General features: G+C 67.2%; 15 protein-coding genes. 4 read left to right on the top strand and 11 right to left on the bottom strand.

The genetic code is table 11. The annotated features are described in order from the left end of the window. Positions 1–68 precede the first annotated feature (68 nt). Positions 69–278 (bottom strand): dodecin, encoded by a 210-nt coding sequence (locus ACVK00_RS22055; protein WP_006755984.1) that lies wholly within the window; start codon positions 276–278, stop codon positions 69–71. A gap of 146 nt (positions 279–424) precedes the next feature. Here ACVK00_RS22055 and ACVK00_RS22050 point away from each other — a divergent pair, with 146 nt between their 5' ends. After that, entirely contained in the window at positions 425–1318 is an 894-nt protein-coding gene (locus ACVK00_RS22050) for an NAD(P)-dependent oxidoreductase (RefSeq protein ID WP_228907628.1), read from the top strand. A gap of 76 nt (positions 1319–1394) precedes the next feature. Here ACVK00_RS22050 and ACVK00_RS22045 read toward each other — a convergent pair whose 3' ends face one another. From ACVK00_RS22045 to ACVK00_RS22030, 4 genes are all read right to left on the bottom strand, one after another. Beyond that, complete coding sequence (locus ACVK00_RS22045) at positions 1395–1841, bottom strand: hypothetical protein (RefSeq protein WP_027784713.1); 447 nt, start codon at positions 1839–1841, stop codon at positions 1395–1397. 344 nt (positions 1842–2185) lie between these two features. Beyond that, the gene (mscL, locus tag ACVK00_RS22040; protein ID WP_006752022.1) at positions 2186–2617 is read right to left on the bottom strand and encodes a large conductance mechanosensitive channel protein MscL; all 432 of its coding nucleotides are present in this window, start codon (positions 2615–2617) and stop codon (positions 2186–2188) included. A gap of 250 nt (positions 2618–2867) precedes the next feature. Then, the gene (locus tag ACVK00_RS22035; protein ID WP_284890023.1) at positions 2868–4061 is read right to left on the bottom strand and encodes a tetratricopeptide repeat protein; all 1194 of its coding nucleotides are present in this window, start codon (positions 4059–4061) and stop codon (positions 2868–2870) included. A 78-nt stretch (positions 4062–4139) separates the two neighbouring features. Beyond that, on the bottom strand, positions 4140–4820 hold the full coding sequence (locus tag ACVK00_RS22030) for a PspA/IM30 family protein (protein ID WP_006752024.1): 681 nt from the start codon (positions 4818–4820) through the stop codon (positions 4140–4142). Positions 4821–5257: 437 nt separating this feature from the next. Between ACVK00_RS22030 and ACVK00_RS22025 the strand changes: the two genes are divergently transcribed. Next, entirely contained in the window at positions 5258–7774 is a 2517-nt protein-coding gene (locus tag ACVK00_RS22025) for a penicillin-binding protein 1A (protein WP_284890025.1), read from the top strand. 445 nt (positions 7775–8219) lie between these two features. Here the strand turns inward: ACVK00_RS22025 and ACVK00_RS22020 are convergent, their stop codons facing one another. The 3 genes from ACVK00_RS22020 to mfd form a co-directional block, all read right to left on the bottom strand. After that, the gene (locus ACVK00_RS22020; RefSeq protein WP_284890027.1) at positions 8220–9239 is read right to left on the bottom strand and encodes a threonine/serine dehydratase; all 1020 of its coding nucleotides are present in this window, start codon (positions 9237–9239) and stop codon (positions 8220–8222) included. 62 nt (positions 9240–9301) lie between these two features. Next, complete coding sequence (argE, locus tag ACVK00_RS22015; RefSeq protein ID WP_105834009.1) at positions 9302–10522, bottom strand: acetylornithine deacetylase; 1221 nt, start codon at positions 10520–10522, stop codon at positions 9302–9304. A 96-nt stretch (positions 10523–10618) separates the two neighbouring features. After that, positions 10619–14089 (bottom strand): transcription-repair coupling factor, encoded by a 3471-nt coding sequence (gene mfd, locus ACVK00_RS22010; RefSeq protein WP_284890030.1) that lies wholly within the window; start codon positions 14087–14089, stop codon positions 10619–10621. A 108-nt stretch (positions 14090–14197) separates the two neighbouring features. Between mfd and ispD the strand changes: the two genes are divergently transcribed. Together ispD and ispF are read left to right on the top strand one after the other, a co-directional pair. Then, positions 14198–14908: a 2-C-methyl-D-erythritol 4-phosphate cytidylyltransferase gene (gene ispD, locus ACVK00_RS22005; protein WP_284890032.1), complete on the top strand. Its 711-nt coding sequence runs from the start codon at positions 14198–14200 to the stop codon at positions 14906–14908. Positions 14909–14937: 29 nt separating this feature from the next. Next, complete coding sequence (ispF, locus tag ACVK00_RS22000; RefSeq protein ID WP_175660552.1) at positions 14938–15423, top strand: 2-C-methyl-D-erythritol 2,4-cyclodiphosphate synthase; 486 nt, start codon at positions 14938–14940, stop codon at positions 15421–15423. 160 nt (positions 15424–15583) lie between these two features. On the opposite strand, the gene ACVK00_RS21995 is transcribed toward ispF, so the two are convergent. The 3 genes from ACVK00_RS21995 to ACVK00_RS21985 all read right to left on the bottom strand — a co-directional run bounded on the left by ACVK00_RS21995 (position 15584) and on the right by ACVK00_RS21985 (position 18286). Then, complete coding sequence (locus ACVK00_RS21995) at positions 15584–16111, bottom strand: carboxymuconolactone decarboxylase family protein (RefSeq protein ID WP_006752031.1); 528 nt, start codon at positions 16109–16111, stop codon at positions 15584–15586. A 76-nt stretch (positions 16112–16187) separates the two neighbouring features. After that, positions 16188–16736, bottom strand: coding sequence for a peroxiredoxin (locus ACVK00_RS21990; protein WP_006478563.1), 549 nt, complete (start codon positions 16734–16736; stop codon positions 16188–16190). A gap of 188 nt (positions 16737–16924) precedes the next feature. Further along, a complete protein-coding gene (locus ACVK00_RS21985; RefSeq protein ID WP_175764088.1) occupies positions 16925–18286 on the bottom strand; it encodes an ATP-binding protein in 1362 nt (453 codons plus the stop codon). Positions 18287–18308: the final 22 nt, after the last annotated feature.

Below are 18308 nucleotides of genomic sequence, written 5' to 3'. Positions count from 1 at the left end.
AGGCGCGCGCGGCGCCGCGCGGATGCGCGTTGCACGCATCCGGTGGTCAGGGCACCGCGCGCGACGCGTCAGTCGTCGATGCGCATGCCGACTTTCAGCGTGACCTGCCAGTGGATGACCTGGTCGCCTTCGATGTGGCCGCGTGTTTCGGTCACCTGGAACCAGTGCAGGTTGTGCAGCGTCTTGCCGGCTTTCGAGATCGCGTTGCGGATGGCGTCGTCGCACGATTGCCGCGACGAGCCGGTCAGTTCGATCAGCTTGTAGACGTGGTCGCTCATGATGCGCTCCCTGGTATGTCGGTATGTGGTCAGTATGGGCGGCCGGCGCGAGCGGCGGGCCCGAAGCGGCGCCGTGCGTGTCCGGCTTCTTGAGTGATAGGTATGATGGGCGGCAAGTGCAACCTCAATTGGAGGCGGGGGACATCGTGGAAGTCGGATTTTGCGGACCGGGATTGATGGGCGCGCCGATGATTCGGCATTTGCTGGCGGCGGGCCACCGGGTCAGCGTATGGAACCGGACGCGCGGCAAGGCCGAGGCGCTTGAAAAAGACGGCGCGCAGGTGGTCGATACGCCGCGCGAACTGGCCGAGCGCGTCGACACGGTGTTCATGTGCGTGCTCGACGGGCGTGCGGTCGGCGACGTCGTGTTCGGCGAGCACGGGCTCCTTGCGGGCGATGCGAATGCACGCCGCTTGAAGCGCATCGTCGATCATTCGAGTATTCCGCCTGCCACGACGCGCGACTACGCGGCGCGCGCGGCCGCGCTCGGCGTCGGCTGGATCGACGCGCCCGTATCGGGCGGCGTGCCCGGCGCGCAGGCCGGTACGCTCGCGGTGATGGCGGGCGGCGGTGCGGCCGACCTCGACGCGGTGCGGCCGCTGATCGACGCTTACGCGTCGCGCATCACGCACATGGGCGACGCCGGCGCGGGCCAGACCGCGAAGCTGTGCAACCAGGCGATCGTCACCGCGACGGTGACCGCGATCGCGGAAGCCGTTGGCCTGGCGCAGGCGAGCGGCATCGACGCCGCGCGTCTGGCCGACGCGCTGGCGGGCGGGTGGGCCGACTCGGTGCTGCTGCAGACCTTCGTGCCGCGCATGACGTCAGGCGGCCATCCGCCGATGGGTGCGCTGAGCACGTTCCAGAAAGACGTTGATGCGATCGCCGACGCCGCGCGCGACACGGGCGCGGTGATGCCTGTATCGGCTACGGTCCAGCAGGTGCTGCGGCTGGGCGCCGCGCAGGGGCTCGCCGGCGCCGATTTCGCCGCGTTCATCGACATCGTCCGGCCCGGCAACGGGCGCGGGACGGCACGGTGATTGCGCGGGGGCCGTGAAGCGGGAAGCTGAATGGCCGATGGGCCGCCCGGAGGCGGCCCATCGTGTCGGTATCGGTTCAGCCGAGGGAGCGCGGTGTCGTGTCGCCGGCGTTCTGGCGTCCGAGGCCGCCGCGCAGGCTCGCCTTCGTGCCCGCACCAAATTCGGGCAGGATGCGCGCGCGGGCGCGGCTCGCGAACACGAGGAACCCGAAGCCGTTCGCCTCGTACCAATAGCCGCCGTTCTCGAGGCCGTCGAGCGGCTGTTCGAGCGCGTTGGCAATCGATTCGATGCAGCGCTTGCGCAGTTCGGCGATGGCCGGATAGGGCGGCTGCGCGCCGCGCACGCTGCACAGGAGCACGTCGAGGCCGGGCAGCACATGCGCGTAGAGGACGGGTTCGTCCTGCGCACGGGCGCGGGCAATCTTGGTGTCGAGCTGCGCAAACGGTTTCGAGTGGCGCAATACCGCGAGGAATGACTCCTGGCCATCCTGCTGCGCCCGTCGACGTTTTTTCGGGAAGGACATAAACACTCGCCTCAAAAACAATTGCAAGAAATGCGGCACTTTCATGCGACCCACTCCCGGCTATGTACGCCGCATGTCGATCCTTTATAGCACACGAAAATGCTGCACTCGTGCGGTACGACGATCAATGTCTCCCGTCGACCCGCTTGCCACGATGATCGACACAGCCAGCGTCTCGGCGCCCGTACTGTCGTTTAGTCTCCATCATAGACCTGCTTTTCCCGCGCGTGCATTCGTGCGTCACAAAAAAATGAGATAAGCCTCGCGCGGCGGCGTGCGGCGCGCGCATGAAAAAGGCCCGCATTGTGCGGGCCCGGCAGACGCAGCGCAGCGTGGCGCGGTGCTCAGCGTTGCTTGAGCGAATCGCGGATCTCGCGCAGCAGCACGATGTCTTCCGGCGTCGCGGCCGGCGCGGCTTCTTCCGGCTTGCGCAGCTTGTTGATGAATTTCACCATCAGGAAAATGATGAACGCGAGGATCACGAAGTTGATCGCCACGGTGATGAACGAACCGTAGCCGAATGCGGCGACGCCCGCAGCCTGCAGGTCCTTGAACGAATCGGGATTACCCTTGAACGACGGGGGGATGGTGCCGAGCAGAACGAACTTGTTCGAGAAATCCAGACCGCCGGTCAGCACGCCGATGACCGGCATGATGAGGTCTTTCACGACCGAGTCGACGATCTTCGAGAATGCGCCGCCGATGATCACGCCGACGGCGAGATCCATCACATTGCCTTTGACGGCGAACTCCTTGAATTCCTTGATTATGCTCATGAGCGGCTTTCTCCTGGTTGGGGCGAGGGGAAGGCGTGCCGCGACGCGCAGGGCTGCGAAACGTCGGATGGGATCGGAGGCACGCCGATGGCCGCATGATAGCGAACGTGCCCCATTGCTGGTAGCCCATCTTGAAATGATTGACAAATCCTGCGGCCGGCGATCCGGCGGCCGGCGCGAGTGGCAATCAAAGGAGGCGTGGCGTGAGAGGCGGGCGTCGCGCGATGCATCGACGCCCGCGTGCGAATGCTCAGGTGTTGTCGTCGGTCCAGCCGTCGTCGTTGCTGCCGAGATCGACACCGCCGCCGCCGCCGTTGCCGTCGCTCCAGTTCGAATTGTCGCCGCGACCGAAGTCGAAGCCCGGATCGTTGTTCTCCTGGCGCCGGCGCTGGTCGTCGACGATCACGTCGCGTTCGACCACGCGCTCGCGGCCGCCCGACATCGCTTCGCCGAGCAGCACGCCGGTCAGCAGCCCGCCCATCCCGCCGCCGAAACCACCGCCTTGCTGGACCACGACGGGCGGCTGCTGTTGCGGATACGGTTGCGGGGGATACGGCTGTTGCGGGTATGGCTGTTGCTGATACGGCTGGCCTTGCATGCCGGTCATGCGATCGGCTTCCTGCGCATACACGGAGCCGCTGCCGTTCGCCGGCGCCGCGGGCTGCGCGCCCGGATCGGGGCGGCCTTCGACGCGCGCCTTCACGCTCGCATGCCGCTGCTCGAGTTCGTCGATGCGATACGGCGGCACCGGGTTCTTGCCGTTCGACAGCGTTTCGACGAGCGTGCGTGCATCGGTCTCGATGCCTTCGAGCTCGCCGGTGAGCGCGGCGGCGCCGGGCAACGTCGACAGCTTCGCGTCGAGTTTCAGCGGACGAATGTCGTTCAGCACGTCGGTCGCGCGCTTCAATTGCGTGCGGCGTTCGTCGTCGGCGCGGCCGTCGTCGGCCGAGCGCGCGCGCCGCAGCGTCCAGCGCAGCACCAGCGCGATGAGCGCGACGATCAACGCGATGCCGATCCACATGCCGGTCGACGGACCGTGTTTCGCGACCGGCGCGGCCGGTGCGAGCGACGACTGCAACGAGCCGGTCTGCGTGGCCGATGGCGTGTTGCCGCTCACGCGCGCGGCGTCCGCGCGAATGCGCGATTCGGTCTGCGCGAAGTGCGACGCATCGGTGAAGCGCAGTTGCGGATCGAGCGACTTCGCCTGCTGCAGTTGCGCGAGCGCGTCCGACGCGCGGCCTTCACGGTCCAGCACCTGTGCGTACAGGTAGCGCGCATGCGCGTTGTTCGGATGGGCGTCGATGACTTGCGACAGCTGCGTGTCGGCGCGCTGCCAGTCGCGTTGTGCGATCGACTGCTCGACTTGCTGCAGCGACGGGACTGCAAATGCGGCGGACGACAGCAGCATCAGCGAGAAGCCGAGTGCGGCGAGAGATTTCTTCATGGTCGAACCGGGCGCGAGCGCCCGTCTCCTGACGATCGATGCGCGCCGCGAGCCGGGCGGGCCGCGGCGCGGTTGCCGTTACTGCGCGGGCGTGTCGAGCTGCTTCTTCAGCGCGGCGAGGCGGTCTTCCACCGACGGGCCCTTGTTCAGCGCGGCGAGCTTGTCCTCGAGCGCCTTGCCGCTCGACGTGTCGGCCGAGTTCAGGCGTGCGTCCGAGCGCGCGTTCTGCAGCGCGACCTTGTCCTCGAGCTTCTGGAAATCCTCGGACAGGTTCTTGCCGCCGATGCCGCCGAGCGCGCTTGCCGCGACGTCCTTTGCCTGCGCGATTTCGTGCTTCGCCTGCAGGATGTTCGAGCGTGAGTTCAGGTCGTTGCGGCGCTGGCGCATGTCGGCGATCTGCCCCTTCAGCTTGTCGACCGACGGTTCGAGCGTCGTCAACTCGGCCGCGAGTGCATCGCGCTCGGCTTCCGCGTTCGACTGCGCGGCGAGCGCCTCGCGTGCGAGTGCTTCATCGCCGGCCTGCAGCGCGCGCTTCGCGCCGTCTTCGTACTTCTTCACCTTGTCGTCGGCCGCATCGCGCTTGCTGCGCTGGGTCGCGACTTGTGCCTCGATCTCGATCAGCGAATTCTCGGCACGGCCGATGCTGTCGTCGAGCTCCCGCACGATCTGCCGTGCGTCGCGCGACGGATCCTGTACCGAGTCGGCCGCATCGTTCAGCAGGCCTTTGATCGTGCGCGAAATAGAGTCGAAAAGCGACATGAAATCCTCCGTGGTTGAAAGGTGCCGCGTGAGCGGCAGTACCCGTCGCGAATCGGTTCCGACCCGCGTGAGCCGGCGGATATTACACCGCCGCCTCCTTAAATACGGCTTAAGCGCTGGAGTTCAAGCGCCATGCGTGCGCAGTATTCGAACCTTTCGCGTTTGAAAGCAACGTCGCGGCACGCGCCGGGCTGCGTGTCCATGATAGGCGGAGCATGCCGCCAATACGTTCTGCAAATCACGGCCGTGCGGGAATTTTTACAAAAAATCGCGAAGTCAATCGGTCGATTTCATTAAAATGCGCTGTCACGTCGCGGGAACGGATCGCCGCGCGGCGGGGTCTGTCGACGTGACAGTTGCCACGATGCACCCACTCTGATTCATCCGCTTGCATTTCCGCATGCGTCCGAGGGCGCCACGCCGCCTGCCATTCCGACATGCCAATTATCAAACGACCGTCTTCTTCTTCCGACCGGAACGAACCCCACTACACATTGCGCCGTTCGCCGTCGGGAGCCTACTACCCCGATGACGACAACGGCGACGACGATCGGCGCACGCAGCGCCGTGGAGGCGGGGGCGGCGGCCGCTCGTTCGGTTCGCGCGTCGCGCTGTGGTTCGTCGGGCTGTTCGCGACGCTCGCGATCGTCGGCGCGCTGATCGTCGGCTATGCACTCGTCGTGATGGCACCGCAACTGCCGTCGCTCGATGCGCTGACCAACTACCAGCCGAAGGTGCCGTTGCGCGTGTTCACCGCCGATCACGTGCTGATCGGCGAGTTCGGCGAGGAGCGCCGCAGCCTCGTGCGCTTCCAGGACATTCCCGACGTGATGAAGAAGGCCGTGCTCGCGATCGAGGACTACCGCTTCTACGAACACGGCGGCGTCGACTTCCTCGGCATCCTGCGCGCGGGCGTGGCCGACCTGATGCACGGCGGCGCGCGCCAGGGCGCGAGCACGATCACGATGCAGGTCGCGCGCAATTTCTTCCTGTCGAGCGAGAAGACCTACACGCGCAAGATCTACGAGATGCTGCTCGCGTACAAGATCGAGAAGGCGCTGACGAAAGACCAGATCCTCGAGCTGTACATGAACCAGATCTACCTGGGCCAGCGCTCGTACGGCTTCGCGGCTGCCGCGCGCGTGTATTTCGGCAAGGACCTGAAGGACATCACGCTGGCGGAAGCGGCGATGCTCGCGGGGCTGCCGAAGGCGCCGTCCGCGTACAACCCGGTCGTCAACCCGAAGCGCGCGAAGGTGCGTCAGGAATACATCCTGAAGCGCATGCTCGAGATCGGCTACATCACGCAGCCGCAGTACGACCAGGCGGTGAAGGAGGAGATCCGCGTGCGCACGCCGGGCAACCAGTATGCGGTGCATGGCGAATACGTGTCCGAGATGGTGCGGCAGATGATGTACCAGCAGTACAAGGACGAAACCTATACGCGCGGGCTGACCGTCACGACGACGATCAACTCGGCCGACCAGGAAGCGGCGTACCAGGCCGTGCGTCGCGGCATTCTCGATTACGAGCGCCGCCACGGCTATCGCGGGCCGGAAGCCTCGATCAACCTGCCGGCGGCCGGCGACGAGCGCGACGAGGCGATCGACGACGCGCTCGCCGATCATCCGGACAACGGAGATCTGCAGTCGGCGGTCGTGCTGGCGGCGTCGCCGAATGCGGTCGAGGTGCAGTTCGTCGGCGGTGCGACGACGACGATCGGCCCGACCGGGCTGCGCTTCGTGTCGGCCGCGCTGGGTCAGCGCGCGAATGCCACGCTGCGGATCAAGCCGGGTTCGATCGTGCGCGTGCTGAAGGACGGCAAGACGGGCTGGCAGGTCGTGCAGCTGCCGCAGGTCGAAGGCGCGCTCGTCGCGATCGCGCCGCAGGACGGTGCGATCCGCTCGCTCGTCGGCGGCTTCGACTTCAACAAGAGCAAGTTCAACCACGTGACGCAGGCGTGGCGCCAGCCGGGTTCGTCGTTCAAGCCGTTCATTTATTCGGCGTCGCTTGACAAGGGCCTCGGACCGGCGACGATCATCAACGATGCACCGCTGTACTTCCCGCCGAGCGTGCCGGGCGGCACCGCGTGGGAGCCGAAGGACGACGACCAGCCGGACGGCCCGATGTCGATGCGTACCGGCCTGCAGCGTTCGAAGAACCTCGTGTCGATCCGGATCCTCGCGTCGATCGGCACGCAGTACGCGCAGCAGTACGTGACGCAGCGCTTCGGCTTCGATCCGGCGAAGACGCCGCCGTACCTGCCGATGGCGCTCGGTGCGGGTCTCGTGACGCCGCTGCAGCTCGCGACCGGCTATGCGGTGTTCGCGAACGGCGGCTACAAGGTCGATCCGTACCTGATCGCCGAAGTCGACGACGCGCACGGGCAGGCGCTGCAGAAGTCGCAGCCGGTGGTGGCAGGCGGCACGGCGCCGCGCACGATCGAAGGTCGCAACGCGTACGTGATGAACAGCCTGCTGCACACGGTCGCGACGGCCGGCACGGGCGCGGGCACCAACGCGCTCGGCCGCGGCGACCTGCAGGGCAAGACGGGTACGACGAACGATGCGAAGGACGGCTGGTTCGCCGGCTACCAGCAGTCGCTCGTCGCGGTCGCGTGGATGGGCTTCGACCAGCCGAAGAGCCTCGGCAGCCGCGAATTCGGCGCGCAGCTCGCGCTGCCGATCTGGGTGAACTACATGCGCACCGCGCTGAACGGCGTGCCCGAGCAGCAGATGCCGATGCCGGACGGCCTGACGACGCTCGACGGCGAGCTGTACTACGCCGATCGCACGCCGGGCAACGGCTTCGTCGGGAGCGTGGACATCAACCCGGCCGAGAACGCGATCAGCGCGAACGACGCACTCGGCTCGGCCGGCGCGGCCGGGCTTGCGCCGCCGCCCGTCACGCAGCAGGAGAAGCAGCAGATCATGGACATGTTCGAGAACAAGTAAGCGATACGCGAATGTTTCGCATGCGACGGGCGCCTTCGGGCGCCCGTTTTTTTTGCGTGTCGTCGTGCGTCAGCCGGGGAGGGCGATTCGACATGACGCGCAGGCCGGCGCGAACGTGATGCCGACCGATTCCTGCCGTTAGCGCGCGCGGTACGCGTGCCGGATCGCCGTGAATCGTATGTGCGTGTCGGCGGTATCGTCGGTGACGATACGGACCACGAAACTCGCTTCGCGAATGATCCGGCCGGTGGGGAGAGCCGTGCGACGGCCGCGGCGCCGCCACGCCGCGGCACGTGTGCTCGGCGGCGTCATCTGCCTATTTCGCGTCCGGCCCGCTTCGTGCGGGTAAAACGCTGCGCGCTCAACCACTTGCGTGTTTGCCCGGCGGGTTATCAACAGGGCTGTCAACATAAACTGGGGATAACCCGGAGCACCATGCGCAGGTTCAGTGCTGCAGTTTCGCGTGCGCGAGATGCATGCCGAGTGTCGCGGGGTCGGTATTCGTGCCCGACAGCAGCACGCCGACCCGCTTGCCCTGCAAGGTCTCGCGCAGCGGGCCGAGCAGCGCCGCGAGCGCCGCCGCGCACGCCGGTTCGACCGCGAGCTTCAGGTGTGAGAACAGGAACAGCATCGCCGCGCGCAGCGCGTCGTCGGACACCGTGACGATGCGGTCGAGGTGGCGCCGGCACAGCTGGTAGCTGTATTCCTCGGTGTGCGGCGCCATCAGCGAATCGGCGATGGTCTGCATTGCGCTCATCTTGATCGTGTGATTCGCCGCGAAGCTGCGGCACATCGCGTCGGCGCCTTCCGGCTCGACGCCGTACACGTGCACGCGCGGATTCGCGAGCCGCAGCGCGGTCGCCATGCCGGCCGCGAGCCCGCCGCCGCCGATCGGCACGATCACCGCGTCGAGATCGGGCGTCTGCGTCGCCCATTCGTAGCCGAGCGTCGCGGTGCCGAGAATCGTGTGATAGCCGTTGAACGGATGGATGAAGAAGCGGCCTTCCTCGGCCTCGATCCGCCGCACGAGGTCGAACGCCTGCGACGCGCTGCCGGCGAGCACGACTTCCGCGCGGTACTGCTTGCACTGCGCGATGCGCGTCGGGCTTGCGGTATGGAACATCACGACCTTCGCACTGCTGCCGAGCCGCATCGCCGCATACGCGACGGCCGCCGCATGATTGCCGGCGGAGACACACGTGACGCCGGCGTTCTTGCGTGCTTCGTCGAGTGCCAGCAGGTGCGTGAACGCACCGCGCGCCTTGAAGCTGCCGCTCGCCTGCAGCAGCTCGAACTTGAAGTTGACGTGCGTGCCCTCGAGGGACGGCAGGTCGGCGCGCTCGAACACCGGCGTGCGCGCGACCCACGGCGACAGCGCGAAATGTTGCGCGGCGATTTCGTCGAGCGTCGGAATCGGCTCGCCGTCGATCGTCGTATGGGCAGTGCCCTGTTGTTCAGTCGACATGACGTGGCGGGTGGCGGGGGTGGGGCCGGCCCGCACACGCAGGCCGGCGTGGCGGGGGGCAGTCAGTGTGCGTCGACCGACATGCTGCGGATGAACTTGCGCAGGAACTGCTCGCAGGCGGCGAGCTGCGCGAGCTCGACATATTCGTTCGGCTTGTGCGCCTGCTCGATGTTGCCGGGCCCGCACACGACGCTCGGGATGCCCGCGCGTTCGAACAGGCCGGCCTCGGTGCCGTATGCGACCTTGCGCTTGTCCTGGTCGGCCGTCAGCGCGCGCACGAGCTGCGTGATCGCGGCCTGTTCCGTCGCGTCGAGGCCCGGTGCTGCCGCGATCTTCGAGAACTCGATCGCCGCGTTCGGATGTTCGCGCAGCATCTGCGGCAGCAGCGTTTCCTGCGCATACGCTTCGATGCGCGTGAAGATCTGCTCGGGATCGAGCGTCGGCAGGTTGCGGAACTCGAAGTCGAACCGGCATTCGGCCGGCACCGTGTTGATCGCGTTGCCGCCCTGGATCGTGCTCGTCTGCGCGGTCGTGAACGGTACGTCGTACAGCTCGTCGAACGGGCCTTCGGCACGGAAGCGCTCGGCGATGTCGCGGATGTGGCAGATGAGGCGCGCGGCGTATTCGATCGCGTTCAGGCCCTTCGGCGTCAGCGACGAGTGCGCGGCGTGACCGCGCACGCAGCAGCGGTACGCGTTGATGCCCTTGTGCGCGATGATCGGCCGCATGCTGGTCGGCTCGCCGACGATGCAGCCGGACGGCTTCACGCCGCGCTTGACGAGATCGGCGATCAGCAGCGGTGCGCCCGCGCAGCCGATTTCCTCGTCGTAGGACAGCGCGAAATGAATCGGCTTCGCGAGCTTCGTCGCCTGCATCTCGGGCAGCAGCGCGAGCGCCGTGCCGATGAAGCCCTTCATGTCGCAGGTGCCGCGGCCGTACAGGCGGCCATCGCGGATTTCCGGCGCGAACGGGTTGCTGTCCCACTGCTGGCCGTCGACCGGCACGACGTCGGTGTGCCCCGACAGCACGATGCCGCCGTCGGTCGAGCCGTCGTGCGCGGGCACGGTCGCGAACAGGTTGGCCCAGCCTTCGCGCGGATCGTGCGTGAGCGTCGACACGATGCCCTTCGCGGCAAGGGCGTCGCGCACCGCTTCGATCAGGCCGAGGTTCGGTACGCGGCTCGTCGTGTCCATCGACACCAATTGCTTGATCCAGGGCAGGCTGACGAGCGAAGCGTCGCCTTGGTCGGCGGCGGACGGCGCCGTCGCGTCGAGAGTGGACATGGCAAAACTCCGTCTGAGGAATGGGAAAATCATACTCAAAAACGCGTCGGCCCGCCTTTGCCGGCCGCGATGCGGTGCAGCATCGCGGCCGCGGCGTCAGCGTGCCGCGCTCGCGGCGTCGGCGCGCGGCGCGAGCGCGCGCAGCGTTTCCTTGATCGTCGACACGCGGATCGCGAGATCGGGCGAGCGCGTCTCGATGCGCAGCTTGTCCTGGCCCGCGAGCTTGATGTGCCGGTGCTTCTGCACCATTTCGATGATGCGCATCGGATCGATCGGCGGGTTCGGCTCGAACTGCAGCCCGATCGCGACCTCGCTCGCGTCGATCTTGACGATGCCGAGCGGCTTCGCGGCCAGCCGCAGCCGGTGCGTCTCGACCAGCGCGTGCGCCTGCGGCGGCAGTTTGCCGAAGCGATCGATCAGCTCTTCCTGGATGCCGTCGATCGCGTCGCCGTGCTCGCAGTTCGCGAGACGCTTGTACAGCGACAGCCGTTCCTGCACGTCCGCGCAGTAGTCGGCCGGCAGGATCGCGGGCGCATGCAGGTTGATTTCCGTCGTCGCGGCGAGCGGTGCGGTGAGGTCGGGCTCCTTGCCGTTCTTCAGCGCCTTCACCGCGTCGTTCAGCATGTCGGTGTACAGCTGGAAGCCGATCTCGTGGATCTCGCCCGACTGCTTGTCGCCGAGCACCTCGCCGGTGCCGCGGATCTCGAGGTCGTGCATCGCGAGATAGAAGCCCGAACCGAGCTCCTCCATCTGCTGGATCGCCTCGAGCCGGCGCTGCGCCTGCTTGGTCAGCGACTGCGGATCGTGGACCAGCAGGTACGCATACGCCTGGTGGTGCGAACGGCCGACGCGGCCGCGCAGTTGGTGAAGCTGCGCGAGGCCGAACTTGTCCGCGCGGTGCATGATGATCGTATTCGCGCTCGGCACGTCGATGCCGGTCTCGATGATGGTCGTGCACAGCAGCACGTTCGCGCGCTGCGCGACGAAATCGCGCATCACGCGTTCGAGTTCGCGCTCGTGCATCTGGCCGTGCGCGATCACGATGCGCGCTTCGGGCACGAGTTCCTCGAGCATGGCCCTGCGGTTCTCGATCGTCTCGACCTCGTTGTGCAGGAAGTACACCTGGCCGCCGCGTTTCAGCTCCCGCAGCATCGCCTCGCGGATCACGCTTTCTTCCTCGCGGCGCACGAAGGTCTTGATCGCGAGCCGCTTCTGCGGCGCGGTTGCGATCACCGAGAAGTCGCGCAGCCCCTCGAGCGCCATCCCGAGCGTACGCGGGATCGGCGTGGCGGTCAGCGTCAGCACGTCGACTTCCGCGCGCAGCGCCTTCAGCGCTTCCTTCTGGCGCACGCCGAAGCGGTGTTCCTCGTCGATGATCACGAGGCCGAGGCGCTTGAACTGCACGTCCGACGACAGCAGCTTGTGCGTGCCGATCACGATGTCGACGGTGCCTTCGTTGATCTGCGCGATCGCTGCATTCACTTCCTTCGTGGTCTTGAAGCGCGACAGCTCGACGATGCGCACCGGCCAGTCAGCGAAGCGGTCGACGAAGGTCTGCGTGTGCTGCTCGGCAAGCAGCGTGGTCGGCGACAGCAGCGCGACCTGTTTGCCGCCCATCACCGCGATGAATGCGGCGCGCAGCGCGACCTCGGTCTTGCCGAAGCCGACGTCGCCGCACACGAGGCGGTCCATCGGCTTGCCGCTCGTCATGTCGCCGATCACGGCCGCGATGGCCGCGGCCTGGTCGGGCGTTTCCTCGAAGCCGAAGCTCTCCGCGAACTTCACGTAGTCGCGCGGCTCGAGCGCGAACGCATGGCCTTCGCGGGCCGCGCGGCGCGCGTACAGGTTCAGCAGCTCGGCCGCCGTGTCGCGAATCTGCTGCGCGGCCTTGCGCTTCGCACGCTCCCACTGGCCCGAGCCGAGCGCGTGCAGCGGTGCGCTGTCGGGATCGGCGCCGCTGTAGCGCGAGATCACGTGCAATTGCGCGACCGGCACATAGAGCTTGCTGTCGCCCGCGTATTCGAGGTGCAGGAATTCGGTCTCGCCTTCGCCGAGATCCATCGACACGAGGCCCATGTAGCGGCCGATGCCGTGCTGTGCATGGACGACCGGGTCGCCGACCTTCAGCTCCGACAGGTCGCGCACCATCGCATCGACGTTGCTCGCCTGTTCCTGGCGGCGGCGGCCCGCGCGCCGGCCGAGCGCGCCGTACAGCTCGGTTTCGGTGACGATCGCGTAGCCTTCGCCCGGCACCGCGAAGCCGCTCGCGAGCGGCGCGACACCGAGCGCGAACGGCGCATCGCTTTCGAGCCAGCCCGCGAAGTGGTCGTTCGACGCGGGGCGCAGGTGATGCTCGGCGAGCAGTTGCAGGATCGTTTCGCGGCGGCCGGCCGATTCGACCGTCAGCAGCACGCGCTTGCCCGACGATTCGACGAACGTGCGCAGCGCGGCGAGCGGATCGTCGGCATGGCGATCGACCGTGAGCTCGGGCAGGCCCGTCGCCCAGCCGCCGGCCGGCTGCGCGGGCAGCACGACGCGCGCGAACGGCTTCGCGAACGCGAAGAAATCCTCGTCGGACAGGAACAGGCGCTGCGGCTCGAGGATCGGCCGCTCGCGGTCGTGCGCGAGGAACGCGTGGCGCTGCTTCGTATCGGCCGTGAAGCGGCGGATCGACGCCTCGAGATCGCCGGTGAACACGAGGTGCGCGTCCTGCGGCAGGTAGTGGAACAGCGTGGCCGTCTCGTCGAAGAACAGCGGCAGGTAGTACTCGATGCCGGCCGACGGCACGCCGTTGCCGATGTCCTTGTAGATCGGCGCGCGGCTCGGGTCGCCTTCGAAGGTCTCGCGCCAGCGGCTGCGAAAGGCCGTGCGCGCGGCTTCGTCGAACGGAAACTCGCGGCCGGGCAACAGGCGCACGTCGCGAACCGGGTAGAGGCTGCGCTGCGTATCGGGATCGAACGCGCGGATCGAGTCGACCTGGTCGTCGAACAGGTCGATCCGGTACGGCAGCGGCGAGCCCATCGGGTAGAGGTCGATCAGCGAGCCGCGCACGCAGTATTCGCCGGGCCGCACGACCTGGCTCACGTGTTCGTAGCCGGCCAGCGTGAGCTGCGCCTTCAGCTTCGCTTCGTCGAGCCGCTCGCCCTGCGCGAACGCGAAGGTGTACGCGGCCATGAACGACGCGGGCGGCATCCGGTACAGCGCGGTGGTCGCGGGCACCAGCAGGATGTCGCAGCGGCCCTCGCCGAGGTCGTGCAGCGTCGCGAGGCGCTCGGAGACGAGATCCTGGTGCGGCGAGAACGTGTCGTACGGCAGCGTTTCCCAGTCCGGCAGCAGGCGCACGCGCGCATCGGGCGAAAAGTAGCGGAGTTCCTGCGACAGCCGCTGCGCGTCGACCGCGTTCGCACAGATCACCGCGAGGAGCGGGACCGCGGCGCGGTTTTCGGCGAGATAGCGGGCGATGGCGAGTGCGTCGGCGGAGCCGTGCGTGCCGTCGAAGGCGAACCGCTGGCCCGGTTTGACGCGGGCGACGGGCGAGGCGAACGGGATGGAAGCGTTGTCTGGCATAGGGACGGCAGGGGTGGCGGGCACGGGCGCGGCGCGGTGCGCCGGTCGAGACGAAAGACCTATTATAAAATCCGCTTCTCGATTTCATCTTTCCGGCGTTTCCACTTCGTGACTCCCCGACTTTTCGCCCTGATTCCTTGCGCCGGCACGGGCAGCCGCTCCGGTTCGGCCGTGCCGAAGCAATACCGCACGCTGGCCGGCCGCGCGCTCCTGCATTACACGCTCGCCGCGTTCGACGCGTGCAGCGAATTCGCGCAGACGCTCGTCGTCCTCGCGCCCGACGACACGCACTTCGACGCGCGCCGCTTCGCGGGCCTGCGCTTCGCGGTGCGCCGCTGCGGCGGCGGCTCGCGGCAGGCGTCGGTGCTGAACGGCCTGCTGGAGCTGGGCGAATTCGGCGCGACCGACCAGGACTGGGTGCTCGTGCACGACGCCGCGCGCCCCGGCATCACGCCGGAGCTGATCCGCACGCTGGTCGCGGCGCTGAAGGACGATCCGGTCGGCGGCATCGTCGCGCTGCCGGTGGCCGATACGCTCAAGCGCGTGCCGGCCGGCGGCGACGCGATTGCCCGCACCGAGCCGCGCGACGCGCTGTGGCAGGCGCAGACGCCGCAGATGTTCCGCATCGGCATGCTGCGCGACGCGATCCTGCGGGCGCAGCGGGAAGGGCACGACCTGACCGACGAGGCCAGCGCGATCGAATGGGCCGGTCATACCCCGCGCGTCGTGCAGGGCAGCCTGCGCAACTTCAAGGTCACGTACCCGGAAGATTTCGCGCTCGCCGAGGCGATCCTCGCGCGCGCCACGAACGCTTCCTGACTTTCACCTCATCTCACACCGGAATACGCATGGATTTCAGAATCGGACAAGGCTACGACGTGCACCAGCTCGTCCCGGGGCGCCCCCTCATCATCGGCGGCGTGACGATTCCGTACGAGCGCGGCCTGCTCGGCCATTCGGACGCGGACGTGCTGCTGCACGCGATCACCGACGCGCTGTTCGGCGCGGCGGCGCTCGGCGACATCGGCCGCCATTTCTCCGACACCGACGCCGCGTTCAAGGGGGCCGACAGCCGCGTGCTGCTGCGCGAGTGCGCCGCCCGCGTGAAGGCGGCCGGCTTCACGATCCAGAACGTCGACAGCACCGTGATCGCGCAGGCGCCGAAGCTCGCGCCGCATATCGACGGGATGCGCGCGAACATCGCGGCCGATCTCGGGTTGCCGCTCGAGCGCGTGAACGTGAAGGCGAAAACCAACGAGAAGCTCGGCTACCTCGGCCGCGGCGACGGCATCGAGGCGCAGGCCGCCGCGCTGCTGGTGAAAGAGGGCGCGTGAGCGCCTGAGGCCGGTTTGACGCCGGCCCGAAGCGGCGCGCAGGTTGCGCCGCCGCAATGAAAAATGCCACGCGCTTGCGTGGCATTTTTCATTTTTGGCCCGGAGCGGCGGGTGCGGCGTCGAATGACCGCCGCACCGCGCTGCCGGCCGCGCGGTGCGCTTACTCGCCTTCGGCGGCGATCACCTGCGCGGCGGCGTTGATCACCGACGCGATGCGGCCGACGTCGCGCAGCTGCGTCGTCGTCATCCCTTGCTCGTTCTTCAGCAGCGCATAGTGCGACTTCACGCAGAAGTGGCACTTGCCGACGATCGACGCGGCGAGCGCGTACATCTCGAAGCGGCGCTTGTCGACGCCGCCGTGCGACGCATACGCGCCCATCCGCAGCTCGGCGCGCTGCGTCTTCAGGTCGGCGTCGTCGGCCATCTCGACATACGGATACCAGGTGTTGTTCATCCCCATCAGCGCGGCCGCCGTCAGCACGGCGTTCGTCTCTTCGGGCGACAGCACGCCGGCTTCACGGATCGTCTTCACGAGCACGGTGCTCTTCGCCGCGACCGCCGCCGCCAGCGCCACGCCGACCGCATCGTTGCCTTCGAGCGACGAGCGCGAGATCGTGCCGTCGAGGTTCAGGCGAATGTCCTTCGCGTAGTCGGGGATACGCGCCTTAATCGAGTCGATGAATTCCATTGATATCTCCTATGGGTTGGCCGTTAAAAAAGCCCGCAGGCAGGACGTGCGCCGCGGGCTTCGTGCATCGATGCGCTTACAGCGTTGCGCCGCCGACTGCACGGTTGCACGGGCACAGTTCGTCCGTTTGCAGGCCGTCCAGAATGCGCAGGACTTCTTCCGGGCTACGGCCGACGTTCAGGTTGTTCACCGAAACGTGCTGGATCGTGTTGTCCGGATCGACGATGAACGTCGCGCGCAGGGCCACGCCGGCTTCCTTGTCGCGCACGCCGAGCTGGTCGATCAGCTCGCCCTTGACGTCGCCGAACGAGTAGTGGTTCAGCTTGTCGAGGTCCTTGTGCTCACGGCGCCATGCGAGCTTCACGAATTCGTTGTCCGAGCTGCCGCCCAGCAGGACGGCGTCGCGCTCTTCGAACTGCTTCGTCAGCTTCGCGAACTCGACGATTTCCGTCGGGCACACGAACGTGAAATCCTTCGGATAGAAGTAGATGATCTTCCACTTGCCCGGGAACGACGCTTCGGTGACGGTCTCGAACGCCGACTGGCCGTTTTCCTCGTGATTGTTGAAGCCCGGCTTCGCGGCTACGACGGTGAATGCTTCGAGTTTATCGCCCACGGTTTTCATGCGGATACTCCTGTATGAGTTGGGAAGAAGACTGAGTCAAGCTACCTCGGTGCTGCAACGTTGATGTGACAGCATGCGAAGACTGTAACACTATTAACCAGGCGATTCAATAGATTTTGACTAACGATTCCCATAGTTTTTTTCAACCGCGGCGATAGTGTGACGCGCAAGCGGCATGCGCGAACGCGTCACGCCGTCGCACGCGCCTTGCCGGCGCCGGGGAATTCGAGCGTGACTTCGAGGCCCGCGTCGGGGCTGCGGTTGCGCAGGCGCAGCGCGCCGCGATAGCGGCCCACGAGGCGCAGCACGATCGCCATGCCGAGCCCCGTGCCGTCCGCCTTGGTGCGCGCCGTGTCGACGCGGTAGAACGGCCGCATCACGAGCGGCAACTGGTCCTCGGGGATGCCGGGGCCTTCGTCGCTCACCGACAGCTCGACCCGCGCGTGCGTCACGCGCGTCTCGAGCGTGATGCGCGACACGCCGTCCTGCCGGCTCTGGCCGTATTTGCGCGCGTTCTCGACGAGGTTGCCGATCACGCGGCGCATGTCGGTCTCGTCGGCTTCGATCACGGCGCTCGGCGCGAGTCGCGTGCGGATCTCGACGCCGTCCTCGCTCGACACGCGCGCGGCGACTTCGTGCGCGATCGACGACAGGTCGACCGGCTCCGGCTTGCGCTGGGACGGACGCGCGTAGTCGATGAAGGCCGCGATGATGCGGTCCATCTGTTCGATGTCGTCGACCATCGCATCCTTGGTCGCCTGGTCGGACGGACTCATCTCGGTCTCGAGCCGCAGCCGCGCGAGCGGCGTGCGCAGGTCGTGCGAGATGCCTGCGAGCATCAGCGCACGATCGGCCTCGAGCTGTTCGAGGTCGCGCACCATCTGGTTGAAGCTGCGGTTGGTTTCGGCCGCGACGCCCATCCCGCGCTCGGGCAGCAGCTCGGGCGTCTGGCCCGAGCCGATCTGGCGCGCGGCGAGCGCGAGCCGCGAGAACGGCCGGTTCACGAGACTCGTGATGAACGCGGAGCCGAACAGCGACAGCGCGAGCGCGAACAGGCCCCAGCCCGCCCACTGCAGGCCCGTGACGCTGTCGAGCTGGTCGCGGTCGAGCGCGACCCAGTAGTCGTCGTCGTCGATCTTGAAGCTGATCCACACGCCGGGAATGTCGTTGACCGACTGCGCGATCACGGTCTCGTCGCCCAGCCGGCTGCGGATATCGTGTTCGATCAGGCGGTTCAGCGATTCGTCGGGCTGCAGCTTGAACTTGTCGGTTTTTTCGCGCGGGTAGACGCGCACGCCCTCGTTGCTCTCGAGATCCTGCAGCAGCGCGCGCCGCAAATCGGGATCGGAATAGAGCAGGGCGGTGCGCGTGAGCTTCACGATCGCGACGAGCTGGAGCGCGACGCGCTGCGCACGCGGCTCGCGCTCGATCACGCGAAAGCTCTGGAACCACGCGGCGAGACTGACCGAGATCAGCAGCGCGATCAGCAGGAAGGTGCGCCAGAACAGCCCGCCGAACGCGAGCTGCAGGAGGCGCCGGTCGATACGCATGGGACGGGCCGAGGACAGGCGA

It is taken from the genome of Burkholderia sp. PvR073, assembly GCF_054055695.1.
The sequence above is the reverse complement of the archived record's forward strand: the minus strand, read 5'-3'. Positions and strand labels throughout refer to the sequence as shown.